Origin of the sequence: Actinocorallia longicatena, assembly GCF_039534125.1 — a bacterium.
In the GTDB taxonomy this organism is placed as follows: domain Bacteria; phylum Actinomycetota; class Actinomycetes; order Streptosporangiales; family Streptosporangiaceae; genus Actinocorallia; species Actinocorallia longicatena.
Genome location: NZ_BAAAUV010000007.1, coordinates 39,333 through 63,431 on the forward strand (window position 1 = coordinate 39,333; position 24,099 = coordinate 63,431).

Here is a 24,099-nt window from a genome sequence, read left to right on the forward strand (position 1 = left end):
TCACGAAGGACAGGAGAGAACATGACGATCACCCTCGCGGAGCTGTCCCGGCGGACCGGGCTGAGCGTCCTCGACCATCTGGAGGACCAGCTCGAGATCCCCGTCATGGACGGGCTCCAGGCCCAGGGCGATCTGCTGATCGTCCCGCACGCGGCCGTCGCGGTGGCCGTCACGCTGCCCGTGCACCCGTGGCGGGAGGTCCCGCCGGCCGGGGTCGTGCTGCTGCGCGGCGCGGCGGGCGGCAATCCGCACACCCTGGTCGCCGACCGGGGCACCTGCACCTGGACGACCGACGTCCGCGACTCCTTCGGCCTGGCGCTCGGCGCCCTGCGCGCCACGGGCCCCGTCTACCTGCTGCATCCCGAGCACGGCGCGACGGGGCTGACGCCCGGCACCTACGTGGTCAGGCGGCAACGCGAGATCGGCCACCGCCCGCCGTCCCGCGGATTCACGGGCGGGGGCCATCGGCTCGTCGCCGACTGAAGCCGTCAGTCGGCGATGAACTCCTGGTAGGAGATCTCGCCGTCGTTGTTCTTGTCGGCCGTGGCGATGTAGGCGTCGATCTCCTCGACGGAGCGGGGATCGCCGGCGTTCGCGAAGGCGGCGATCAACTCGTCGCGGCTGAGGAACCCGGACCCGTCGGTGTCGAGGGCCCGGAACTCGGCGTGGTGGTCGGTGTTCGGGTTCTCATGCTTGCCCATGGCAGGTGATCGTACCCATCTCGGTAGGGTCGGTCCCGCTGTCGTGTCTGCTCGGGGGGCTGGAATGGGTGAGTTGCGGGCCGTCATGTTCGACATGGACGGGACGCTGGTGGACACCGAGGCCCCGTGGCTGGAGATCGTCAGGGAGGTCGCGGCGGAGTTCGGCCACGAGCTGACCGAGGCCGAGGTCCCCAGGGTGGTCGGGGCGGCCGTCGAGGACGTCATGGAACTCCTCGCGGCCGTCACCGGCACGGAGCCGCTCGCGCTGGGGCTGCGGCTGCACGAGGAGTTCCACGCGCGCATCGCCCAGGGCAGCCCGATGCGTCCCGGCGCCCTCGCCCTCCTGGACGCCCTCGCCGCGCAGGGCGTCCCGCTGGCCCTGGTCAGCGCGTCACCGCTGGACGTCATCCACACCGTGTTGAGAACGGTCGGCGCCGATCGCTTCGCCGTCATCGTCAGCGCCGACGACGTCGAGCGGCCCAAGCCCTTTCCCGACCAGTACCTCGCCGCGATGGCCGCGCTCGGCGTGGACACCACGTCCTGTGCGGCCGTCGAGGACTCGCCGACGGGCGTCGCGGCGGCGGTCGCCGCGGGCTGCCCGGTCGCGGTCGTGCCGATGGTGCTGCCCGTCGAGCCGGGTCCCGGCCGCCACCTGTTCGCCTCGCTGGAGGACGTCACCCCGGACGTCCTGCGCTCGCTTCTCTGACCACGGTCCCGACCCGGCGGACATTGTTACGTTACTGACTTCCGGTCGGATGAAACGTCAACCCACTGTGAGCTGCGGATAGAACAAAAGCGCCATGTGCGGCATTTGACCGGGCGAGAGTTTTCCTTCACGCTGAGTGCCAGCTCTCGGACTCCCCGGAGTCGGCGGGTTGTTTGATCACATATCGGGGCCTGCCAGCACAACCGTCCGATTGCCCGCGGACGGGCGTAGAGGGATGGTGGATGTGATTCGAGTCGTCATCGCCGACGAGGTCCGGCTCTTCCGGAGCGGCCTCACCGCGCTGCTCGGGACCGAACCTGACATGGAGATGGTCGACGCCGTCGAGGACGGCAGGACCGTGACCACCGCCGCGCGCGTCCAGGAGGCGGACGTCGCGCTCGTCGACCTGGAACTCCCCGACATGGACGCCTTCACCGTGACCGGGGCCGTCCGCGCGGCGGCGCCCCAGTGCGCCGTGCTCGTGCTCGCGGGCCGAAGGCGACCGGGCGACCTGCGCAGGGCCGTCGCCGCGGGCGCCGCCGGATTCGTGATGAAGGACAGCTCCCCCCACGAGCTCACCGACGCCATCCGCAGGGTCGCCCGCGGCGAACGCGTCATCGACGCCGATCTGGCCTTCGCCGAGCTCGTCACGGCACAGCCCGCGCCGCTGACCCCGCGCGAGCTGGACGTCCTGGGCGTCGCCGCCGAGGGCGCCACCGTCGGGGAGATCGCCGAACGGCTCCATCTGTCGCGCGGCACCGTCCGCAACTATCTCGGCCGGGTCGTCGCCAAGGTCGGCGCGCGCACCCGCATCGAGGCCATCACCATCGCCCGCGACAACGGCTGGCTGCTCGCCGAGGCACGCTCCAGGGGCGCCTAGGGTCTGTCAGCACGCGAGCCGGTCAGCATTCGAGCCGGTCAGCATTCGAGCCCGGTGTGGGCCGCGAGGAACGCCAGGAGATCGGCGACCAGTCCCGCCGCCCGGTCATGGGAGCGTCCGGCGTGCCCGACCTCCGGCTCGTGCCGGAGCACGATCGGCGCGGACGCGCCCGTCGCCCACTGGAGGGCGGCGCACATCTTGCGGGCGTGCAGCGGGTCGACCCTGGTGTCGCCGTCGTAGGTCGCGAACAGGGTGGCGGGGTAGCGGGTTCCCGGCCTGACGTGGTGGTAGGGGGAGTAGGCCAGCAGCGACGCCAGGTCGCCGGGGTCGCTCGCGGTCCCGTACTCGGCCGTCCAGGCGGGTCCGAGGCCGGTCCGCTCGTACCGGACCATGTCGAGCAGCGGGGCGGCGCACACCGCGGCGGCGAACAGGTCGGGCCGCTGGGTGATGGCCGCGCCGGCCAGCAGCCCGCCGTTGGACTCCCCCCAGACGGCGAGGCGCTCCGGGCTGGTCCTGCCGGTGGAGACGAGGAGCTCGGCGGCGGCCAGGAAGTCGTCGAAGACGTTCTGCTTGCGCGCCCTGGTCGCCTGTTCGCGGGTGCCGGGGCCGCCGCGGAGATGGGCGATGGCCAGGGCTCCACCGGAGGCGATCCAGGTCAGCGCGTCGGCGGCGAAGACCGGGGTCAGGGGGAGGCCGAAGCCGCCGTAGCCGTGCAGGATCGTCGGCCGGGGACCGTCGCCCGGCGGGGTCAGGAGGGTGATCCGCACCGGGGTCCCGTCGGCGGAGGTCGCGGTGAGGGTGTGGGTCTCGACCGCGGGGACGGCGATCCGGCCCGGCGCCGCCTCGAAGAGGGTGAGGCTGTTCTCGGCGTACTGCCACACCTGCGGCGGCGTGACCGGGTCGGTGTAGGTGAACCAGGCCGAGTGCCCGTCGGAGCTCAGCCGGCCGAGGGTGCCCGAGCCCGGCAGCGTGACCGGGTGCAGCGCCTCACCGGAGTCGCGCCGGTGCACGGTCAGCTCGCTGACCCCGTCGCGCAGCCGGACCACGAGCAGGACGTCGGGCAGGACGGTGAAGTCGGCCAGGAGGGCGTCCGGGTCGGCCGGCAGCAGAACCTTCCGGCGGGCCGGGTCCAGCGGGGACGCCACCTCGAGCGACATCCCCTCGGGCGTCGGCACCGCCAGATAGAGCCGCCCGTCGATCCCGACCGCGGCCGACACCGCCTCGTGGACGGCGCGCAGCGGGGGCGCGGTGTGCTCGCCCTCCCGCAGGTCGGCCAGGCCGAGACCGGTCCCGGTCGCGACGGTCAGCCAGCGGCCGTCCGCGCTGATGCCGAGGCCGATCCGCCCGGGCGGGGCCCCGCAGACCTCGACGTCCTCGCCGGTCACCCGGCGCAGCCGCAGCCGGCCGTCGAGCACGTAGTAGAACGCCTCGCGCGACAGCCACGCGACGGGGGAGTAGCGGCAGCCGGGGATCGGGGCGCCGAGCACGTCACCGGTCTCCACGTCCAGGACGTAGAGGGTGCCCTGCTCGGTGCCGCCCCTGGACAGCTGCACGGTGACCCTGCCGCCGTCGGGGGAGGGATCCCAGGCGTCCAGGACGGTCGTCCCCGACGGGTCGAGCGCGCCGGGGTCGAGCACGACCCGCTCGTCGGCGTACAGGACCGGGTGCATCTGCCCCGGCAGGCGCCGCAGCACGAAGCTCCGGCCGTCCCTGCGGACCGGGGCGGTGACCGTCCCGGCGTCGGCCAGGTCCAGGGCCCGCCGCAGGAGCCGCTCGCGGGCGGGCAGCGGGGTGGCGCGCCACAGGTCCTCCTGCGCCGCCGACCACCGGACGGTCTCCGCGTCCTCGGCGTCCTCCAGCCACCGGTAGGGGTCGGCGACGGGCTGCCCGTGCAGAAGCTCGACCAGGGAGTCCCGGGCGGCGGGCGGGTAGGTCGTGGTTCGCATCAGGTGGGCACCTTCTCGTCGAGGAAATCGGCGTAGCGCGGATTGTTCTCACGGAGCGTCTGATGAGTGCCGAGCGCGAGGTCGGGCCCGTCCATCAGCAGGACGCGGGGGGCGCGGAGCGCCGAGGTGGTGCGGTGGGCGATCACGACGAGGACCCCGCCGCGGCGCATGAACGCCTCCTCGGCGCGGGCCTCGGCCGCGGGGTCGAGATGGCAGGTCGCCTCGTCGAGGATCGTGATCCTCGCGGGCGCGAGATAGGCCCTGCCGAGGGCGATGAGCTGCCGTTCCCCCGCGGACAGTGCCCCGGGGTCGACCTCGCCGCCGAGCCCGCCGAGCCGTTCGGCGAACTCACCGAGGCCGATCTCGCCGACGGCCCTGGCGACCGCCGCGACGCCGGTGTCCGGAGCGTGGTAGCGCAGGTTCTCCAGCAGGCTCCCCCGGAAGACGTACGCCTCCTGGGGGATCAGGGTGCGGTCGGCGGGGTGCAGGGATCCGGCGTCGACTCCCCCGGCCAGCACCTCGCCCTTGCCGGGGACGAGCAGCCCGGCGATCAGCGCGGCGAGGGTCGACTTGCCGATCCCGCTCGGCCCGATGACGGCCAGGTGCTCGCCGTCGGTGAGCGTGAAGGAGAGGTTCTCGAACAGCGGCGCGGCGTGCTCCCCGTAGGCGAAGGCGACCTCGCGGACCTCGATCGCGGGCCGCAGGGCGCGTTCCCTGCGCGGTGCCGGGATCGACGGCGGGGTCAGCAGCCGGTCGAGGGTGACCACGAGCCGGACCCCGCTCATGCCCAGCCCCGACACGAGGCCGCCGAGCGCGGGGGACAGCGACTGCGTCACGTACGCCAGGGCTCCGACGACGTCGCCGGGGGTGACGTCCCGCCGCAGCAGCCAGGGGGTTCCGGCGAGGACGGCGAGCAGGGGCAGCCAGCCGCCCATCGCCAGCGCCACGGTCCGCATCCCGGTGACCGCGGCCAGGGCGCGTCCGGCGGCGGCCTGCTCCCGCACGGGCCCGGCGGCCCGGTCCCCCATCCGTTCCTCGGCTCCGCAGGCCACGACGTCCCGCAGGCCGGCCGCGATCTCGCCGACGGCCGTCACGCTGCGCTCGTCCGCGATCAGGAAGTCCCGCTGCCGCCGCGCCAGCACCGGCAGCGACACGAGGAACACCCCGAGCCCGGCCAGGAACGGCGGCAGCACCAGCAGCGCGATCTCGGGCGCCAGGGTCACCAGCCCGATGACCACGCCCGCCACGGTGAACAGGAAGGAACGCACCACGGTGATCACGGCGGCGAGGGCGTCCCGTGCCACCTCGACCTGGAGATTGGCCCGGGCCGCCGCGCCCTCCTCCTGCCGTGCGCCCTCGATCGACTCCCGCACCACATGGGTGAGCACGATGTCGCGGAACGGTTCGACGACCCGCGCGACCACGAGGACCACCCGCTGCGCTCCGATGGCCGCCGCCGCCCACACCGCCGCGAGGATCCCGAGCCACCGCACGGCCGAGCCGATGTCCCCGCCCGCGAACCCGCCGACGGCGCCCGCCACCGCGTGCCCGATGACGAGCGCGGGCAGCGCCTCGACGACCGACCATCCGGCGAGCGCCCTGGCGAGGCCCGGCTCCCGCCGCAGGGCCCGCCAGACGATCCACACGACGGCCCGCCGCCTCATGCGAAGACCGCCCGGTAGCCGGGGTCGTCCCAGAGGACACGGTGCGGCGCGCAGGCGCGGATCGCGCCGCCGTCCAGCCAGAGGACCTGGTCGGCGGCGGCGGCCGTGGCGGTCCGGTGGGTGACGACCAGCCGGGTGCCGGAGGTGGCGGTGAGGGTCTCGCCGACCCGCCGGGCGGTGACGGTGTCGAGGCTGGAGGTGGCGTCGTCGAGGATCAGCAGCCGCGGCCTCCCCGGCTCGGCGGGATGGGCGAAGGCCCTGGCCAGGCCGAGCCGCTGGCGTTCCCCGCCGGACAGCGGCGCCTCGGCGAGCGCCGTGGCATACCCCTCGGGCAGGGCGCGGACGAAGGCGTCGGCACCGGCGCGGGCGGCCGCGGCGGCCGGATCGGCGCCGGGGGCGCCGAGGGTGACGGCGTCGGCGAGAGTGTCGCCCAGCAGCACCGGACGGTCGAAGGCGTAGGCGACGCAGGCGCGGAGCGCGTCATGGGTGAGGGCCTCGATCGGGATCCCGTCGAGGGCGATGGGGAGCTCGGCGGGTGCCAGCCGCCCGATCTGTGCGGTGAGATGGGTCTTGCCGCTCCCCGAGTGGCCGACGATCGCGGTCAGGCTCCCGCCGGGCAGGACGACGTCGCCGAGGCGGAGCTCGCCGGGCCCGTCGGGGACGGGGGAGTTCCCGTAGGCGGGGCACGGCGCCTGGAGGATCTCCTCGACCCTGGTGCGGGCGGCACGGGCGCGGGCGAGGACCCCGATCTGGCCGAGCGCGGTGCTGAGCCCCGCGCCGAGCACGGCGTACCGGACCGCCGCGTACAGGTCGCCGACGCTGAGCGCGCCCTGGGTGAGCCGCCAGCCGCCGACGCCGAGCACCGCGATCTCCAGCAGCGGGACGACCAGCCCGGTCTGGACGCCCGCCCGCGCGTTCGCCGCCCACAGGGCGAGGCCGTGGCGCCGCAGTTCGGGCAGCGGGGTCAGCACCCGGGCGGTCTCGGCGCGGCCGGTGCCCGCCGCCTTGATGGTCCGGGCCCCGGCGAGCGCGTCGACGAGGCGTCCGGCGATCTCACCCTGGGTCCGCTGGTAGGCGGCGGCCGAGACGGCCGAGGCGCGGAAGAAGGTCTTGAGAGCCAGCGCGATGAGGACCAGCGCGGCCACGAGGGTGAGGGACAGCCACGGGTCGATCAGCGTGAGCGCGATCAGCCCGCCCGCCGTCGGGATCAGCAGGGCGACGGCCCCGATCCTCGCCTGGACGGCCTGCGCGGCCTCCTCGGCGTTGATCCCGGTCCTGGTGACGAGCTCGCCCTCGGGGAACCGGCGGGTCAGGGCGGGCCCCGCCCAGAGGATCCTGCGGACCATGCGTCCGCGCAGGTCGGCGGCCTCGGTGGCGCTGGTCGCTCCGGTCGCCCAGGTCTCGAGGGCGTCGCAGGCGACGGCCACGGCGATGAGCGCGGCGCAGAGGGCCAGCGGCCCGGTGTCACCGGCGAGCACGGAGTCGACGGTGCGGCCGAGCACGTACGGCAGCGCGAGCTGCAGGACGGCGCCCGCGAAGGCGAAGACCACGAGCCATCGCCGTATCACCGCGCCTCCCGTCCGCATCGCGGCAGAAAATGCGGGCTCGGCTCGTGGGACGGGTGCCACCACGAGCCGAGGGCTCCGCGTTTACTTCTTCACTTCAGGGGGTCTCCCGTTGCCGGGACGTCCATCACGGACGCGTGTCCGTGAGCGGCGTCCTAGTGGCAGAGCAGGAGGCTGAGGTTGCTGGGGGTGTGGGACTGGCAGCCCAGGACCGTCAGGGTGCTGCCGCCGCCACCGCCGTGGCCTCCGCCGCCGGGGGTCTCCATCGTCTGCAGGTCGAGCAGGGTCATTGCAGTTTCCTCTCGGTCGAGCCGTGTCTTCAGGGGGTGGTGCCACCGCTGGTGACCAGCGGCTCCCGCCGCCCGTCCCTCGGTTCGAGGAACGGGAGGAGGGTCCGCCCTTCAAGGGCGGAGTTCAGGGCGTGCAGGATGCCTGCGGTGCCGGTGGAGAAGTCCATGGAGAGCCTCAGGAGCTGGTCGCCGGGGAAGGCGAGCCCGCCGCCGAAGGGCAGCGCGTGCCAGCGGAGGCCGGCGATCAGCTCGGGCAGGTTCGGGTCGTCGTGCGGCAGCCCGGCGATGATCCCGGCGCGGCCGCTGAACAGGCCCGGCTGCACGAAGTAGCGGGCGCGGCCGACCAAACGCAGCTCGTCCAGGGCGAGGGCGAGCATCTCGTCGGGGCGGTGCCGCAGGTAGCGGGCGACGACCGGGGCGATGCCCGCCGATCCCTCCTCGAGGTAGGGCAGGCGCCGCCAGCCCTGGTTCACCTGGAGGGAGCCGTCGGGGCCGTGGACGCAGCGCCGCAGGTCCTGCCTGATCGCGTCGTGGGCCTTGTCGAGCCAGGCGGGATCGCCGTGCCGCTCGTAGGCGTCGAGGAAGAGCAGCGCCACCCCGGACGAGCCGTGCATCAGCCCGGCCCTCGGCCGGCCGCCGCCGCTCAGCTCCGGCACGTCGCGCGGGCCGCCGATCCGTTCGGCGCACCCGGCCGCCATCGCGTCGGCTGCCTCGTGCATCCCGAGCCCGGTGAGGGCGAGCGCCATGCCGGCGAGGCCGGAGAACAGGCCCAGTTCCAGCCCTTGCCAGGGCTCCTCGAGGCACCGTTCGGCCAGGCTCAGGGCGCGGCTCCGGTCACCCAGGAGGTTCAGGACATGGGCGACGCCGAGCGCTCCGTCGTAGAGCCCGAGGCCGCTGCCGGGGCGCAGGGCGCGGTCGGCCGTCCAGTCCTCATACTCGGGGAAGCGCCCCGCTCCGCTCTCGTACAGGGCGAGCAGCACTCCGGCGGAGCCGGTCGCGATGTTGACGGCGCCCGAGCCCTCGAACTGGGCGACGTCGCCCGGGAACAGCCGGTCGTCGCGTTCGGGGGTGGCGCTGGCGAGCAGCGCGTGGTGCAGGTCGCCGCGGACCTCGGGCCAGGCCTCGCGACCGTGCTTGACCAGCCGGTCGAGGCTCTCGAGGCCCTTGCGGGGACGGGTGTCGGCGGGCGAGCGGGTGAGGGTGGCGACGGCCTCGTCGATGACGGCCGGCTCGACCGGGAACGCCTCGATGACGAGCCGCGCGAGATGGTCGGCCTTGCCCGCGTGCAGCGGCAGGGTGATGGTCGCCTGCGGTGCGAACAGGCCCAGGGTGAGGCAGGCCAGCGCGTACCTGTCGGCCTCGACGCCGCCGCGGTCGGCGGGGGCGAGGAAGGCCGGGTGGGCGAGGGCGGGCCTGGCCTCCTGCTCGGCGAGGGTCGCGACCTCGAAGTCGATGAGGACCAGCCGGCCTTCGGCCGTCACGAGGATGTTGTTGGGGTGCAGGTCGCCGAACACGACTCCGCGATCGTGCAGGGCCGCGACGGCCCTCTCGGCCTTGGGCAGCATCTCGGTGACCCAGGCGGTGTACTCGGCGAGGTCGCCTTCGGTGCAGGTCGCCGAGGTCAGCGGGTACTTCTGCACCAGCAGCCGTTGCAGCGGGTTGCCGTCGACGAACTCCTCGACGAGGAACTCGTGGCCGCCGAGCTCGAAGTAGTCGACCAGCTCGGGCACCACGTCGAGGCCCGCGAGCCGTTCGAGCATCTCGCGCTCGTGCCGCGACCGGGTGACGGCGTCGCGGCCGTGGGAGTCGAGCCCCGCGCCCGGCCGCGCCTCCTTGAGGACGACCTGACGGCCGTCGCGGTCGCGGGCGAGGTAGACGCCGCCGCCGTTGGAGAACTGGAAGACGCTCTCGATCGTGTACGGCAGCCCGGCGAGCGTCACGGCGTTCCGGGCGGCGAGATGGGGTTCGAGGAAGGCCGGCAGCGAGGTCCAGTCGGGGACGGTGAAGGCGACGCCCCTGACGTCGGGGACCAGGGTGCCCTCTCCGTCCTCGACGGCCAGCACCCGCTCGCCGGAGGAGTTCAGGCACTTGCGTTCGGTGAAGGCGCCGTAGCGCACGTACATCGGCCCGTCGCCGTAGCGCAGGTCGCTCAGCACGTAGGGGCCCTCGACCCCCTCGAGCAGGGGGTCGAGCTCCGCCAGCACCCGCTCCAGCTCCAGCTCGTCCCTCGGGTAGAGGGTGACGAACTTCCCGCTGGACGCCCGGTCGGCCGCCTTGGAGTTGTGCATGACGAGCACGTGCTCGCCGCGCAGGAACTTGAAGGCCAGCTTGGTCCGCAGGCAGTACTCCCACACCACGTCCAGGACCCGCTGGGCGTCGCCGAGCCGCGTCGAAACGTGGATCTTCCATCCCTGGGCGGGCAGATCGCCCTCGGGCATGAAGTACATCCAGGTGTCAGTGGCATGACCGCGCCAGCCGGCGGGAACATCCCGGCTCACCTGCGGGTAGTCCGAGCCTTCGCGCACCGCCGTCTCGATCCGGTCGTAGAAGACGGGATCCATCTGGCAGTACAGCTCGTACTTGTCCACTGCTCTCCCTCCGCCACAGGTGCTGACAAGAAAGAGAATTCACGAAATCGTCGGCCACGCCAAGTAACATTCGGCAACAGAGAGTGATGAAATCCGCACCCCCCGGCCAGTGTGGAACGCACACTCCCCGCACCCGTGCGGATGCGGGGTGTGATCAGCCCGTCAGGGTCCGAGCAGCCGGTCGAGCTGTCCGGCGAGCGGCGGGGCGGTCAGCCGGTTGTCCACAGCGCGATGCGGGACGGGCGGCGGCTCCTCGGGGCGCATCCGGGCGAGAAACGCCTCGAAAGCCTCCAGTTTGCCCCGGTCGCGGGCGTGGCCGCGGACCGTGAGCCGGTGGTGGAGGGTGGCGGGATCGGAGCGGATCCACAGGAGGTGGACGGCGCCGCCGCCCAGGGCCGCGGTCCAGGCCTCCCAGCGGGCGGGGTCGCGGATCTGGGTGGTGAAGGGGCCGCTGAGCAGGACCGGGCAGCCGGGGGCCCGGATCTCCCTGGCGGCGGCCGTCATGCCCGCGTACTCGTGGTCCTTGACATGGGCGTCGTACCAGGGGCCCTCGCGTTCGGCGGGGTCGCGGCCCGCGGCGGCCAGGGCGGCGGCCACGAACGGCCCGTAGAGGGTGTCCTTGTCCAGCAGGGCGGGGACGGGCCTCAACCGGGCCAGGAGCAGGGCCGCGACGGTCGTCTTGCCGCTGCCGGGCGGGCCCGCCACGATCCACACAGGTCCTTGTTCCATCAGGCCAAGGTAGGGGCCGGAACCCTGGCGCGTCCCGGACGTTGCCTAGGGTGAAGGGGAGCCGACCGAGGGAGAACGATGAGCGTCGCACTGACACCGGGGGGCAACACGGGCCTGGCCGCCACCAGGATCACGGTCGAGGTCGCCGCGCCGGCCAGGCTGGACGTCTCGGCGCTGCTGCTCGACGCCACCGGCAAGGTCAGATCGGACGCCGACTTCGTCTTCTACAACGCCCCCAGCTCGGGCGGGGTCACCTACCGGCCCGCGTCGGGGAGCGACGCCGACAGCGTCACCGTCGACACCACGGCCGTCCCTCAGGCCATCGAGCGGATCGTCGTGACGGCCAGCGTCGAGGGCGGCACCTTCGCCGGGATCGAGCCGACCGCGGTGGCCCGCGACGCGGGTTCGGGCACCGTGCTGGCCACCTTCACCCCGCCGGGACTCGGCCCCGAGACCGCCCTGATCGTGGTCGAGCTGTACCGGCGCGGCGGCGACTGGAAGATCCGAGCCGTGGGCCAGGGCTACTCCAACGGCCTGGCGGGCATCGCCACGGACTTCGGCGTCTCCGTGGCCGAGGACGAGCCCTCCCCGCACGCGAGCGCCCCGAGCATCAGCGGCCCGCCCACGGCCCCCGCGAAGATCAATCTGGACAAGGGGAAGGTGTCCCTGACCAAGGGCTCCTCGGTGTCGCTGGTCAAGGGCGGCGCCCCGCTGCTGTCGCTGGTCCGGATGGGTCTCGGCTGGGACGCGGCCGTCTCGCGCGGCCGCCGCATCGACCTCGACGCCTCCTGCATCGCCTACGACGCGCAGCGCAAGGAGGTCGGCACGGTCTACTTCGGCAAGCTGACGGCCTTCAACGGCTCGATCCAGCACGCGGGCGACAACCTCACCGGCAAGGGCGACGGCGACGACGAGTCGATCGCGGTCCATCTGGGTTCGCTGCCGCCCCACGTGATGGGCCTGGTCTTCGTGGTCAACTCCTACTCGGGCCAGAAGTTCACCGAGGTCCGCAACGCCTACTGCCGCCTCCTGGACGGCTCCTCCGGCCAGGAGCTGGTCCGCTTCGACCTCACCTACGCCGAGCCCCGCACGGGCGTCATGCTCTGCAAGCTCGTCCGCCAGTACACGGGCGAGTGGGAGATGACCGCCCTCGGCGAGTTCGCCGACGCCAAGTCCGCCAAGGGCATGGTCAAACCCGCCGCCGCCCTCCTCTGACCCCGGGCCGGGGCCCTGGGCTTTTGTGATCATCCGGGCCTAAGGTGACGTTCGTGCTGAACGTCCCCCTTGCTCCGCGCGAGCGTTCACTGAGCGAGTCGACGGCCGCGATGCTGGCCATGCTGGCGGCCGTGGTCCTGGTCGCGGCGAACGTCGCCGACTTCCTCTCGGGCGATCGGGCGACGGCGACGGTGGCCTGGGTCGACGGCCTCGGCTTCCACCAGGTGCTGCCGATGCTCGTCGCCGCCTGCCTGATGCCGGTGCGCTCGCTCTTCCCGCTCGGTGCCGCGATCACGATCGGGTACGGCCCGCTCCGGGCCCTGGACGCGGCCGGCCGGATCGAGGCGATCGCCCGCGGCGGCCACGAGGAGTTCGCGCTCGGAGCCGGGCTGGCCCTGATCGCCGGGGCGCTGCTGCTCTGCGCCACGGGCTGCTCGGTCGCCGCGCTGGCCGGGCATGGCGAGCTGCGCCGCTCTCGTCGGTGGGCGGTCCTGTGGGCCGCGGCCGGAGGCCTGCTGGCGCTCGTCCAGCTCGTCGGGCTGTGGCTGCCGTGGACGCGGGTGAGCGTGGAGATGACCCGCGACGAGCGCCGGGTCGTCAAGGCCCATGAGTGCTGCACGATGTTCACCTCCGACGGCACCCTGTCGAGCAACGTCCTGACCGTCGCCGGCACCGTCCTGGCGGCCGTGGTGCTGACGCTCGCGCTGTGCCTTCTCTCGCGGGCGGCCGCCGCCGGGATGATCATCGGTGTCGGGGCCTTCTACCTGAGGGACGTCCTGGCCTCCGGGTCGACCTGGCTGATGGCGCGGGTCGCGCAGAAGGAGGTCCTCGCCGAGATGGGCGCGGGCCCCGAGGAGCTGGAGAAGTACCGGCCGGAGGTGAGCGTCACCCTGCTGCCCGGCATGTGGATCTCCACGGCCGGCGTCGGCCTCATCGTGCTGGCCGCCGTCGCCCGGACGGTCACGCGCGCCGCTCCCGAGGAACCGCCCGAGGAGCTCACCGGTCCCGTGATCGACCCCTACGGCATCGAGCGTCCGCATCCGGGCGTCGAGGTCATCAGCTCTCCCGGGCAGCGGTGGAACCGGCCGCACTGACGCCCGGACGCTCCTCCCCGGCCTGTGGACCATTCCGCGGGGAACCTTGCGCGGGGATGGATCCGCCCGCTTCCGGTGTCCATGCGCGCACCTGGATCATGAACAGTTCACGACCATGCGCCTGCACAAGATCATGATATTTCAACTCCATGCACATGCTTGGGCACGGCGTGCCATTGCACAGATCGCATTCGACGGAACGCGATCAGACGCGCGTGCTGACGACCCGCTTGAGCGCGCTCCCCTTGACCCAGGCCTTCCACGAAAGCTGATAAAACCCCCACCCGTTGTTCCAGGCGAGCGGCCGGGACGTGCCGGTGATCTTGACGATGTCACCACGATATGACCAGTTCATAAACCATTTGGCCTTATCGGCGGGCGAACGCACGCAACCATGACTGCAGTTGCGGTTACCCAGGCAAGAAGGATCATCCATGTTCTGGTGGATGTACTCGCCCGAAGCGGAGATACGGGTGGCCCACGGGACCTTCTCGTCGTACCACCCCGGATCGCCCTTCTTCTTACCGGGCGGGCGCATGCGCTCGAGCTTGCTGTGCGCCATCGTGAGGTGGTACCCGCTGGTGGTGACCTGGTGGTCGATGCCGTCGGGCCAGACGTCGCCGCCGCTGCCCATGCTGATCGGCCAGCTCGTGATGAGCTTCTTGTTCTTGTAGACCCTCAGCCGGTGGGTCTTGGCGCTCGCGACGATGTAGTGCGCGTCGCCGATCTTCCAGATCTGCTTGTAGTTCCGGATGCCGTAGATGCCCTTGCCCGACCGCACGCCCTTGAGCTTCGCCGCGAAGGCGATCTTGGTGTTGGCGGGCCAGTACTTCCCGTTCGGCGGCCGGAAGATCGCGGTCTGGACGCCGTTCATGACCGTCCAGAACCAGGCCCCCCGGGACGCCTTGGTGGTCTTGACGACCAGCATCCGCTCGACGGCCTTCTTGTCGGTGACCGTGCGGTTGAACTTCACGATCACCGGCATCCCGACGCCGACCTTCTCCCCCGGCATCGGCGTGATGTCGATGATCTGGAGGTTCTTGGCGGGCTTGAGCGTCTTGAAGGTGCTCGTCTCGGTGCTGACCTTGCCGTCCGGGTTCCTGGCGGTCGCGGTGACCGTGTACTCGGCGCTGGGCGCGAGCGGGTCACTGGCCTTCCAGGCGGTGCGGTCGGGGGAGAACTCGCCGGGGATCTCCTGCCCCTGGTAGGAGACCTTGACGTCGTCGAGCGTCCCGTCCGCCGACCGGACCACGACGCCCTTGTCCGGTGCGACCCCGGTCGCGGCGTTCCGCGGGCTGATGCTGATCGCGGCCGCACCGGCCGTGGTCCGCTCGACGCCGTCGACCTTCGTGGCCTTCTCGGGTGTCGAGGAACAGCCCGCGAGGAGCACCACCCCGCACACCGCGGCAACCATCCGTCGCACGTGGACCTTCTTTCCCCTCGACACCCCGAGCCCCCGGGGGACCTTCCGTACCTTACGATCGCTCTGCCTATGACTCCCCCACAGTCAGGAAAGTTCGGCACATCTCACAATTTTTCAGGTTGTGGCAAGGGCCGTGGTGGGGGAGAGCCGGGCCGCCCGGACGGCCGGATACAGCCCCGCGACGGCCCCGATGAGCAGCGTCGCGGCCAGCGAGCCGAGCACCGCCCAGGCCGGGACGACCGTCCGCCAGGACTGGGTGACCGCGTAGGCCCCGGTGACCCCGGTTCCCATCAGCACCCCGGCGAGACCGCCGAGCGCCGACAGCATCAGCGACTCGGTCAGGAACTGCAGCAGCACATGCCCGCGGGTGGCCCCGAGCGAGCGGCGCAGCCCGATCTCGGAGCGGCGCTCCAGCACCGAGATGACCATCGTGTTGGCCACGCCGACCCCGCCCACCAGCAGCGCGACCCCGCCCAGGCCGAGCAGCAGCGCGGTGAAGGCGCTGCTCGTGGCCTTGCGGGCGATGAGCACGTCGGACGGCCGCGACACCTTCACCTCGTTGGGCGCCTCCGGATTCGCCGTGGCCGCGAGGACGTCGCGGACGGCCTCGACCGCGTCGTCCCTGGTGCGCGTGTAGAGCATCGTCGGATGACCGTCGAAGCCCAGGAGATCCGCGGCGGCCTCGCGTCCGACCAGCGCGGCGGCGTCGAGTTCCGGCGCCAGCGGCACCGGCTCGAGCACGCCCACGACGGTGAACCACCGCCTGCCCACGAGGATCCGCACGTCGGGCCCCGCGGCCCCGATGCCCAGCCGCTCCGCCGCCGACGCCCCCAACACGACGGCCGGATAGCGGGCGGTGGCCCTGTTCAGCCAGGTCCCGTCCGCGATCCGTGCTCCCACGGCGCCGGGCAGGCCGAGGTCGGCGGCCTGGACCGTGATCCCTCCGCTCTCCCCCGCCGGGATCCGGTCGTTGCGGTACACCTTCGCGTCCGGGACCCGCCCGGTGGAGGCCGCGCTCGTCACCGGGCCGACCCTGGAGATCATCCGCACGGAGTCGAGGGGGAGCGTGGCGGCCTCACCGGACACCGAGTCCCCCGGCGCGACCGTCAGCAGGTTCGTCCCCAGCGCCGCGAGCTTGCGGTCGAGATCGTCCCGCCCGGAGGCGGAGATCCCGACGACCGCGACCATGGCGGCGATGCCGATCGCGATCCCGAGGGCCGACAGCACCACCCGGGTCCTGCGGGTCCGCAGCCCGGTCCCGCCGGCCCGCAGCACGTCACGGGGGCGCAGCCGCGACGGCGGCGGCAGCGCGTTCACCTCCGCCCGCCCTGCGTCGTGAGCAGCCGCCCGTCGAGCATCGGCAGCCGGACCGGCAGCGACGCCGCGATGTCGCGGTCGTGCGTGATCACCAGGACGGTCGTCCCGGCGGCGTTGAGGTCGTGCAGCAGACTCATGATCGATTCTCCGGAGGTCGAGTCGAGGTTCCCGGTCGGTTCGTCGGCCAGCAGCAGGGCGGGGGAGCCGACCACGGCCCTGGCGATCGCGACGCGCTGCCGCTCACCGCCGGACAGCTCGGTCGGGACATGGCCGAGCCGGTGCCCGAGCCCGACCCGCACCAGGGCCTCCTCCGCCCGTGCCCGCCGGCCCTTGAGCGGAAGGCCGGTGTAGAGCAGCCCGTCGGCGACGTCGTCCAGCGCCGGCTGCCCGTGGCTCAGATGGAACTGCTGGAACACGAAGCCGATCCGGTGCGCCCGCAGCGACGACAGCCGCCGGTCGGTCAGCCCCGCCACGTCGTGCCCCTGGATGCGGACCGTCCCGGTCGTGGGCCGGTCGAGGGTGCCGATGAGGTGCAGCATCGTCGACTTCCCCGAGCCCGAGGGCCCGACGATCGCCGCCATCTCCCCTTCTCCGACCGTGAGGCTCACCCCGCTGACGGCCGCGACCCCGCCCGGATAGGTCTTCGACACCTCGACGAGCTCGACGACCGGCGTCACGACGGCATCCCGACGACGAGCCCCGCCCGCAGGCCCGATCCGCCGACCTCCACCCGTCCCGACGCGAACAGCCCGATCTCCACCGGGACGATCCGCGCGGCACCGTTCTCCACCACCTGGACGCCGTAGCCGCCCTCCGCCAGGGCGAGCAGGGCGGCGACCGGCACGGTGAGCACGTCCTTGCGGCGCCCGGCGGTGAAGTCGACGTCGAGGGAGGCCTGGTCGAGCCCGTTCAGCGCGGCCGGCCGGTCGACCCCGACCGTCACCTCGAGCTCGGTGGTGTCGTCCGCCCCGTTCTCGCCCGGCTCCACCACGGTCCTGGACCGCAGGACCCGGCCCGGCACGCTCCTGCCCGACGGCAGCCGGACCGCCACCGCGACCCCCTTCCTCACGAGCCGCTGGTCGGCGACGTCCAGGGAGACGGTCACCACCCGGGCGCTCCCGCTGGTGGTCAGCACCGCCGCACCGGGCTGGAGGTCGTCCCCCTCGGAGGCCTTGCGCGCCGCCACCCTGACCGGCCCCCGCGCGAACAGGACCCGTCCCTCCTCGACGCTCCCCGTCTCCTCCAGCCCGAGATCGTCCTGCCACTCCCTGACGGCCTCGGCCGTGGCGGAGCTGTAGGTCTCATCGACGGTGAACCCGCGGTAGCCGAGCGCCCACAGGTTCCGCTCGAACTGCCTGACGTCCCGGCCCTTCACCCCGGCCGAAAGCGCCCGGTAGACGGGCAGGTCCCCGTACATCAGCACCACCGGGCCGTCGTCGAGGCGGTACAGCACCCGTCCCCTGGCGATCACCCTGCCGGTGGCGGGCAGCCAGGTCGCGGTCCCCGCCAGCCGGGTCGACAGGGTCCGGGAGCCGTCGAAGCCGAGGGTCCCGCTCTCCCGCCGGGTGTCGACGAGGGTCTGCCGGTCGATCGTCGCCGTCGTGGGCGGCAGCTTCCCGCGCGGCTGCGGCCGTCCCTGGCCTCCGGAGCCGATCCCGTTCGCCGCGGCCGCGACGACGGCCGTCCCGCCGACGGCGAGCAGCGCGGCGATCACCCGTCCGCGGCGTCTCACCCCTCCTCCCGGGTCGTGAGCCGCCCGCCGTCATCGCCCTCGGGCCGGTACTTCGCGCACGCCTTCTCCGCGGCCTTGAACTTCGCGCTCGTCGGGTCGAGGTCGTGGGAGCCCTGGATCTGGGTCGAGCCGTTCTCGTCGGGGTCGGGGAAGTCCGGCAGGCCGTTCTCCCGCATGCACTTGGCCAGCTTGCGCTGCGCCTCCACGACCTTCGGGTCGGCCTTCACCGGCTCACCGCCGTTGGGCAGCACCTTCTTGCACTTGAGGTTGGCGGCATCGGCCTTCTCGGGGTCGGCGCCCTTGGGCATACTGAGGCCCACGCCGCCGCCCTCCTCGATCTTCGGATCGGGGAAGTCGGGCACGCCGTTCTCCCGCATGCACTTCGAGTAGGCGAGCAGGGCGTCCTTCTCCGAACCCGCCTTGAGAGAGGCGCTCGCCGACGCGCTCGGGCTCCTGCCCCCGCCCGTCGCCACGTCGTCCCCGTTATCGGCCGGCGCACCGCACGCCGCGAGCGTCAGGGCCAGGACGGCCACCACGGCCGGAAATCTCATGTCGTCTCCCTTCGGCCCCGGAGCGGGGCCGTCGGGAGGGAGTCAAACGACCGGCCGGTTTCCCGGCCGTTACCGCGGACGCTAACGCCGGCGAAACACCGCCTCGGCTACTGATGACGCATGCGCATACTCGTCGTCGAGGACGAACCCCTGCTCGCCGGGGCCGTCGCGGAGTGGCTGCGCGGCGACGCCCACGCCGTCGACGTCGCAGGCGACGGCGGCACGGCCCTGGAGAACCTCGCGGTCCACGACTACGACGTCGTCGTCCTGGACCGCGACCTGCCCGTCGTCCACGGCGACGACGTCTGCCGCTCCATCGCCGCGGGCGGCTCCCAGGCCCGGATCCTCATGCTGACGGCCGCCACCGACATCGCCGACCGCGTCTCGGGCCTCACCCTCGGCGCCGACGACTACCTGCCGAAGCCGTTCGCCTTCCCCGAGCTCGCCGCCCGCGTCGTCGCCCTCGGCCGCCGTGCCAGGCCCGCCGCCCCTCCGGTCATCGAGCGCGCCGGGATCCGCCTCGACCAGCACCGCCGCGAGGTCTACCGGGACGGCCGCTACGTGCCGCTCTCCCGCAAGGAGTTCGCCGTCCTGTCGGAACTGCTGCGCGCCGACGGAGCCGCCGTCTCCGCCGAACGGCTGCTGGAGAAGGCCTGGGACGAGCACGCCGACCCGTTCACGAACGTCGTCCGGATCACCGTCCTGAAGCTCCGCCGCAAGCTCGGCGAGCCGCCCGTCATCCGCACCGAGCCCGGAGTGGGGTACCGCGTCCCGTGATCCACCGCATGACGATCCGCGCCCGCCTCGCCCTCGTCTACGGAAGCCTGTTCTTCCTCGCGGGAACCGTGCTCCTCGGCGTGACCTACGTGCTGGTCTCCAGCCGCATGCCCGCCTCCGGCGAGGAGACCTTCACCCGCGGCGGGCCCGAAGGGGGGATCCCGCCGGTCGGCGGGACCATCAGCTACCACGCCGCCCAGCAGGACGTCCTCGCCTCGCTCCTCACCCAGGGCGCGATCGCCCTCGTCATCGTCAGCGCCGCCGCCAGCAGCCTCGGCTGGCTCCTCGCCGGGCGCCTCCTCCAGCCGCTCAACCGGGTCACCGAGACCGCCCGCCGCATTGCCGAGGCGCCCGCCGCCGACCGCGGCCTGCACGAGCGCATCGCCCTGACCGGCCCTCCCGACGAGGTCAAGCAGCTCGCCGACACCTTCGACGTCATGCTCGAACGCCTCGACCACTCCTTCGACGGCCAGCGCCGCTTCATCGCCAACGCCTCCCACGAGCTCCGCACCCCGCTGACCCTGAACCGCGCCCTCCTCGAGGTCGCCGTCCACCGCCGCGACGCCCCGCCCGAACTCCGCCACCTCGGCGATACCCTCCTCGAGATCAACAGCAGGCACGAACGCCTCATCGACGGCCTCCTCATGCTCGCCCGCGCCGAACCCGAGGTCACCGAGCACTCCTACGTCGACCTGGCCGACATCGCCGACCATCTCGCCGCCCGGCTCCCGCCCGGCAAGACCGACCTCCGGCTGTCCCTCGAGGAGGCCCCCACCAGCGGAAACCCCGTCCTGCTCGAACGGCTCGCCCAGAACCTCGTCGAGAACGCCCTGCGCTACAACCTCCCCGAGGACGGCTGGATCCACATCACGACCTCGACCAGCCCCACCGGCGAGGCCGTCCTGACCGTCGCCAACACCGGCCCGGTCGTCCCCCGTTACGAACTGCCCGGCCTCTTCGAACCGTTCCGCCGGCTCGGCGAGCGCCTCCACACCACCGCGGGCGCCGGGCTCGGCCTCTCGATCGTCCAGGCCGTCGCCCGTGCCCACCACGGCGACATCACGCTGGAGGCCCGCGACTGCGGCGGGCTCACCGCCACCGTCACCCTCCCCGCACCAGGGTGACGTCCGGCCCCGCGGCCCTACGATGGCCCACGGTCCGTTTCCTCACCCCCGGAGACCCCCGTGACGTCCGACTGGCGCGACCTCGACCGCTCCACCCGCAAGGCCATCCTCCGCGGCGAGCCCGCCCCGGACGAGCGCACCGCGCACATCGCCGTCCACCACGCCACCACGGTCCTCGGCCAGAGCCTGTTCCGCCGCGCGCTGCCGCTGCTCGGCTGGGCCGTCGTCCTGGAGCTCCCCTACCTCGTCGCCCACGAGCTCGGCAGCCCCCTCAGCCCGCTCTTCCTCGCCGTGCTCGTCCTCGGCGCCCTCTTCCTGATGTACCGGGTCGCCGCCTCCCGGCTCGCCTACAACCGGGTCATCAACGGGACCGTCGCCTACCTGCCCGCCGCGCCCGCCCCCGCGCCCCTTCCCGCGACCGGCGAGCCCACCGCGTTCTTCCAGGACACCCGGCCGATCCTTCTGAAGATCACCGGCCTGACCGTGCTGTTCGCGGCGGCCTGCGGCCTCGGGTTCCTCCTTGACAGCACCCTGCTGGCCGTCACCGGAGCGGTCCTGACCGGGCTCCTGCTGTTCCTGCTCGGCTACTTCGTCCACACCTGCGTGCTCCGTCCCCGCCCGCTGTTCTCCTTCACCTCCGGCGGCATCGAGATCCCCTCCTGGCGGCTCACCATCCCCTGGCGGGAGATCGCCGAGATCCGGGTCACCCCGCTGCGCAACAAGCCGAACTCCCCCCACCGCGTCATCGCCTTCCTGCTCACCGACCCCGCCGCCACCATCGGCGCCCTCAGCCGCGTCAACGCCGTGGCCGCCCGCACCAGCCTGCGCTTCTACGCCACGCCCCTCGCCTTCGCCGACGCGACCCTCCACCACGACGCCGACGCCATCGCCCGCCTCGCCGCCCCCCACACCGCCGCCCCCGTCCTGCGCTCCGCGGTCTGAGGCGTGTCGTCCCCGCCCGGCACCGGACCCGATGGTCAGATGGGCGGATGCGCACGGCCCCGCTCCTGCTCGTCCTGCTGACCGGATGCGCCCCGACGGCGACCCCGGTGACGTCCACGACGACCGTCACGGCGGCTCCCCGGACACCGCAGCGGCTGCTCGCGGGCCTCAGGGTCGCCGCGAACCGCGACTCGGCGCACTACGACCGCGGGGCGTTCGGCCCCGGCTGGTCGGGCACCGGCACCGCCCCGCCGCTCCCCGACGGCTGCCGCGCCCGCGACGCCGTCCTGAAACGCGACCTCACCGCCGAGACCCTCTCCCGCACCAACCCGTGCCTGGTCATCGCGGGCACGCTCGCCGACCCCTACACCGGGACCACGATCAGCTACCACGTCGGCCGCGCCTACGAGGTCGAGCTCGACCACGTCGTCGCCCTCGGGGCCGCCTGGCGGTCCGGCGCCTCCCGCTGGACCGCCGCCCGCCGCGCCGCCTTCGCCAACGACACCTCCAACATGCTGGCCGTCGCCCGCCGGGCGAACCAGGAGAAGAGCAGCAAGGCCCCCGACCAGTGGAAGCCCCGCCGCGCCTACTGGTGCCCGTACGCCACCCGCTGGGTCACCGTGAAGTCCGCCTACTCCCTGACGATCACCGTCCGCGAGCGCGACGCCCTCACCGCCATGCTCGCTACCTGCGCTTGAACACGTTGAGGACGCCCCTGGCGATCTCCCGCCCCAGCGTCGTGCCCACCGTCCGCGTCATCGACCTGAACGCCGACGACTTCAGCACCTGCTCGACGGCCGACGCCTGCGGCTTCTCCTCCGGCGCGGGCGCCTTCTCCATCCGTCCCGCGAGCATCTCGTAGGCCGACTCCCTGTCCACCGCCTGTGCATAACGCGCCGTCAGCAGCGACGCGTCCAGGACGCCCCGCATCACCGCCGGATCCGACGGCGCCATCAGCGACCGCGGCGCCCGCAGCCGCGTCCACGCCACCGGCGTCGGCACCCCCTTGTCCGACAGCACGGTCACCACGGCCTCGCCCGTCGCCAGCGAGGTGAGCAGCTCACCCAGGTCGTAGTCCGTCTTCGGATAGGTCGACACGGTCGCCTTCAGCGCCTTCGCGTCGTCCGGGGTGTGCGCCCGCAGCGCGTGCTGCACCCGGCTGCCGAGCTGGGCCAGCACCTCCGACGGGACGTCCTTCGGCGTCTGCGTCACGAAGAAGATCCCCACCCCCTTCGACCGGATCAGCCGGACGGTCTGCGCGATCGACTCCAGGAACGCCTTCGACGCCCCCCGGAAGAGCAGATGCGCCTCGTCGAAGAAGAACACGAGCTTCGGCCGGTCGAGATCCCCCACCTCGGGCAGGTCGTTGAACAGGTCCGCCAGCATCCACATCAGGAACGAGGAGAACAGCGCGGGCCGGTCCTGCACGCCCGGCAGCTCCAGCACCGAGACCACGCCCCGCCCGTCCGGGGTGGTCCGCAGCAGCTCCGCGGTCTCGAACTCCGGCTCCCCGAAGAACTGGTCCGCCCCCTGGTCGGCGAACGCGATGAGCTGCCGCAGCAGCACCCCGGCCGTCTGCTTCGACAGCCCGCCGAGCGCCTTGAGCTGCTCCTTGCCCTCGTCCCCGACGAGAAACTGGATCACCGCCCGCAGGTCCTTCAGATCCAGCAGCGGCAGCCCGTTCTGGTCCGCGAAGTGGAACACCAGCCCCAGCGACGACTCCTGGACGGCCGTCAGCCCCAGCACCTTCGCCAGCAGCGTCGGCCCGAACGACGTCACGGTCGCCCGCAGCGGAATCCCGTCCCCGACCCCGCCGAGCGCGAAGAACTCACACGGAAACCCCGCCGGACGCCACTCCTGCCCCACCGAGGCGGCCCTCTCGGCCACCTTCGGATCATCCACCCCCGGCGTCGCCATCCCGCTCAGATCGCCCTTGACGTCCGCGAGGAACACCGGCACCCCGAGCTCGGAGAGCTGCTCCGCCATCACCTGCAACGTCTTCGTCTTCCCGGTCCCCGTCGCCCCCGCCACCAGCCCGTGCCGGCTGACGGCCTTCAACGGAACCCGGATCCCCGCCCCGCTGTCGACCATCCCGCCGACCACCAGCGCCCCGAGCTCCAGCACGGCCCCCTCGAACCGGTACCCGGCCGCCACGTCCACTCCGTCAGTCCCCATGGCTCATCCCCCCGAAAGATCACTTCCCCTCCGGCCCGCCCCGCGCGCCCCGATCCGGGCGAGAACAGGGCGGGAAAACGAAAAAATCCCCCAATGCACTGGGCATTGAGGGATGAATCCGATGAGAGCGGAGGTGGCGAGATTTGAACTCGCGATGGGCTTGCACCCAAACCGCATTAGCAGTGCGGCGCCATAGACCGTACTAGGCGACACCTCCGTGGCCCTGGGGCCGCCAACAGGTTACAGGGCCGACGGCGATGCGGCAAAGCAGAAAGCGCCGAGGTGGGGGGAACTAGTTCTGGGAAGGGGTGCAGAGCTTCTGGAGGGCGTCGGCGGTGGTGGCGACGCGGGTGGTGATCTGGGGGCCCGGGGGGCGGCCGAGGGAGACGGCGTCGGTGAGGGCGTCCAGGGCGTCGGCCACGGAGTTGGCGGCGGATTTGAGGGGCTGGTCGGTGGTGTTGGCGGCGGTGGCGCGGAACTGCTTGGCGGCCTCGGCGTAGGTCTGGGCGAAGGTCTGGCTTCCGGTGCCGGCGGTCTCGGGGACCGTCGTCCGGCCGAGGGCGTCGATCGTGGCCTGGATCTCGGCGCAGGCGGCCTTGCGGTCGGCCCCGTCGGAGCCGGTGCAGGCCGTCAGGGGCAGGAGGAGCGCGAGGGAGACGAGGGCGAGCAGGCGCATGGGA

22 protein-coding genes, 1 tRNA gene and 2 pseudogenes are annotated in these 24,099 nt (G+C 72.7%); 10 read left to right on the forward strand and 15 right to left on the reverse strand.

Features of this window, described 5'->3' with window-relative positions:
• Positions 1-21 precede the first annotated feature (21 nt).
• Positions 22-483 carry a hypothetical protein gene (locus ABD785_RS15785; protein WP_344828645.1) on the forward strand — a complete coding sequence of 154 codons (462 nt, stop codon included), beginning with the start codon at positions 22-24 and terminating at the stop codon, positions 481-483.
• A gap of 5 nt (positions 484-488) precedes the next feature.
• Here the strand turns inward: ABD785_RS15785 and ABD785_RS15790 are convergent, their stop codons facing one another.
• On the reverse strand, positions 489-701 hold the full coding sequence (locus tag ABD785_RS15790) for an EF-hand domain-containing protein (RefSeq protein WP_344828648.1): 213 nt from the start codon (positions 699-701) through the stop codon (positions 489-491).
• Between the two features lie 64 nt (positions 702-765).
• Between ABD785_RS15790 and ABD785_RS15795 the strand changes: the two genes are divergently transcribed.
• Positions 766-1,407, forward strand: a complete 642-nt coding sequence (locus ABD785_RS15795) for an HAD family hydrolase (protein ID WP_344828651.1) — start codon at positions 766-768, stop codon at positions 1,405-1,407.
• Between the two features lie 244 nt (positions 1,408-1,651).
• Entirely contained in the window at positions 1,652-2,287 is a 636-nt protein-coding gene (locus ABD785_RS15800) for a response regulator transcription factor (RefSeq protein ID WP_344828654.1), read from the forward strand.
• A gap of 38 nt (positions 2,288-2,325) precedes the next feature.
• Here the strand turns inward: ABD785_RS15800 and ABD785_RS15805 are convergent, their stop codons facing one another.
• The 6 genes from ABD785_RS15805 to ABD785_RS15830 all read right to left on the reverse strand — a co-directional run bounded on the left by ABD785_RS15805 (position 2,326) and on the right by ABD785_RS15830 (position 11,069).
• Complete coding sequence (locus ABD785_RS15805) at positions 2,326-4,233, reverse strand: prolyl oligopeptidase family serine peptidase (protein WP_344828657.1); 1,908 nt, start codon at positions 4,231-4,233, stop codon at positions 2,326-2,328.
• Positions 4,233-5,897 (reverse strand): ATP-binding cassette domain-containing protein, encoded by a 1,665-nt coding sequence (locus tag ABD785_RS15810; protein ID WP_344828660.1) that lies wholly within the window; start codon positions 5,895-5,897, stop codon positions 4,233-4,235. Before ABD785_RS15810 ends, ABD785_RS15805 begins: the two co-directional genes overlap by 1 nt.
• Complete coding sequence (locus tag ABD785_RS15815; protein WP_344828663.1) at positions 5,894-7,465, reverse strand: ABC transporter transmembrane domain-containing protein; 1,572 nt, start codon at positions 7,463-7,465, stop codon at positions 5,894-5,896. Before ABD785_RS15815 ends, ABD785_RS15810 begins: the two co-directional genes overlap by 4 nt.
• Positions 7,466-7,617: 152 nt before the next feature.
• Positions 7,618-7,752 (reverse strand): SapB/AmfS family lanthipeptide, encoded by a 135-nt coding sequence (locus ABD785_RS15820; protein WP_344828666.1) that lies wholly within the window; start codon positions 7,750-7,752, stop codon positions 7,618-7,620.
• A 29-nt stretch (positions 7,753-7,781) separates the two neighbouring features.
• A complete protein-coding gene (gene lanKC / locus ABD785_RS15825; protein WP_344828669.1) occupies positions 7,782-10,340 on the reverse strand; it encodes a class III lanthionine synthetase LanKC in 2,559 nt (852 codons plus the stop codon).
• Between the two features lie 162 nt (positions 10,341-10,502).
• The gene (locus tag ABD785_RS15830; RefSeq protein WP_344828672.1) at positions 10,503-11,069 is read right to left on the reverse strand and encodes a P-loop nucleotide/nucleoside kinase family protein; all 567 of its coding nucleotides are present in this window, start codon (positions 11,067-11,069) and stop codon (positions 10,503-10,505) included.
• A 78-nt stretch (positions 11,070-11,147) separates the two neighbouring features.
• On the opposite strand from ABD785_RS15830, the pseudogene ABD785_RS41330 reads away from it, so the two are divergent.
• The 3 genes and pseudogenes from ABD785_RS41330 to ABD785_RS15840 all read left to right on the forward strand — a co-directional run.
• Positions 11,148-11,639 (forward strand): annotated as a pseudogene (locus tag ABD785_RS41330) (TerD family protein); the annotation flags it as partial.
• Positions 11,640-11,741: 102 nt separating this feature from the next.
• Positions 11,742-12,284, forward strand: a pseudogene (locus ABD785_RS41335) (TerD family protein); the annotation flags it as partial.
• A 53-nt stretch (positions 12,285-12,337) separates the two neighbouring features.
• On the forward strand, positions 12,338-13,378 hold the full coding sequence (locus ABD785_RS15840) for a hypothetical protein (protein WP_344828678.1): 1,041 nt from the start codon (positions 12,338-12,340) through the stop codon (positions 13,376-13,378).
• A gap of 205 nt (positions 13,379-13,583) precedes the next feature.
• Here ABD785_RS15840 and ABD785_RS15845 read toward each other — a convergent pair whose 3' ends face one another.
• The 5 genes from ABD785_RS15845 to ABD785_RS15865 form a co-directional block, all read right to left on the reverse strand.
• On the reverse strand, positions 13,584-14,792 hold the full coding sequence (locus tag ABD785_RS15845) for a L,D-transpeptidase (RefSeq protein ID WP_344829301.1): 1,209 nt from the start codon (positions 14,790-14,792) through the stop codon (positions 13,584-13,586).
• Between the two features lie 123 nt (positions 14,793-14,915).
• Positions 14,916-16,118, reverse strand: coding sequence for an ABC transporter permease (locus tag ABD785_RS15850; RefSeq protein ID WP_344828681.1), 1,203 nt, complete (start codon positions 16,116-16,118; stop codon positions 14,916-14,918).
• Positions 16,115-16,795, reverse strand: coding sequence for an ABC transporter ATP-binding protein (locus ABD785_RS15855; RefSeq protein WP_344828684.1), 681 nt, complete (start codon positions 16,793-16,795; stop codon positions 16,115-16,117). Before ABD785_RS15855 ends, ABD785_RS15850 begins: the two co-directional genes overlap by 4 nt.
• Positions 16,792-17,850, reverse strand: coding sequence for a peptidoglycan-binding protein (locus ABD785_RS15860; protein ID WP_344828687.1), 1,059 nt, complete (start codon positions 17,848-17,850; stop codon positions 16,792-16,794). Before ABD785_RS15860 ends, ABD785_RS15855 begins: the two co-directional genes overlap by 4 nt.
• The gene (locus ABD785_RS15865; protein WP_344828690.1) at positions 17,847-18,401 is read right to left on the reverse strand and encodes a hypothetical protein; all 555 of its coding nucleotides are present in this window, start codon (positions 18,399-18,401) and stop codon (positions 17,847-17,849) included. Before ABD785_RS15865 ends, ABD785_RS15860 begins: the two co-directional genes overlap by 4 nt.
• Before the next feature lie 120 nt (positions 18,402-18,521).
• On the opposite strand from ABD785_RS15865, the gene ABD785_RS15870 reads away from it, so the two are divergent.
• From ABD785_RS15870 to ABD785_RS15885, 4 genes are read left to right on the forward strand one after another with little or no spacing between them, the layout of a single operon-like run.
• Entirely contained in the window at positions 18,522-19,178 is a 657-nt protein-coding gene (locus tag ABD785_RS15870) for a response regulator transcription factor (RefSeq protein ID WP_344828693.1), read from the forward strand.
• Between the two features lie 8 nt (positions 19,179-19,186).
• Positions 19,187-20,302: a sensor histidine kinase gene (locus tag ABD785_RS15875; protein WP_344828696.1), complete on the forward strand. Its 1,116-nt coding sequence runs from the start codon at positions 19,187-19,189 to the stop codon at positions 20,300-20,302.
• A 60-nt stretch (positions 20,303-20,362) separates the two neighbouring features.
• On the forward strand, positions 20,363-21,244 hold the full coding sequence (locus ABD785_RS15880; protein ID WP_344828699.1) for a hypothetical protein: 882 nt from the start codon (positions 20,363-20,365) through the stop codon (positions 21,242-21,244).
• Positions 21,245-21,291: 47 nt separating this feature from the next.
• A complete protein-coding gene (locus ABD785_RS15885; RefSeq protein WP_344828702.1) occupies positions 21,292-21,942 on the forward strand; it encodes an HNH endonuclease family protein in 651 nt (216 codons plus the stop codon).
• Here ABD785_RS15885 and ABD785_RS15890 read toward each other — a convergent pair.
• The 3 genes from ABD785_RS15890 to ABD785_RS15900 all read right to left on the reverse strand — a co-directional run bounded on the left by ABD785_RS15890 (position 21,929) and on the right by ABD785_RS15900 (position 24,095).
• A complete protein-coding gene (locus ABD785_RS15890) occupies positions 21,929-23,419 on the reverse strand; it encodes a helicase HerA-like domain-containing protein (protein WP_344828705.1) in 1,491 nt (496 codons plus the stop codon). The genes ABD785_RS15885 and ABD785_RS15890 overlap by 14 nt on opposite strands.
• Before the next feature lie 128 nt (positions 23,420-23,547).
• Positions 23,548-23,636 (reverse strand) — tRNA-Ser (locus tag ABD785_RS15895).
• A gap of 75 nt (positions 23,637-23,711) precedes the next feature.
• Positions 23,712-24,095 carry a hypothetical protein gene (locus tag ABD785_RS15900; protein ID WP_344828708.1) on the reverse strand — a complete coding sequence of 128 codons (384 nt, stop codon included), beginning with the start codon at positions 24,093-24,095 and terminating at the stop codon, positions 23,712-23,714.
• Positions 24,096-24,099: the final 4 nt, after the last annotated feature.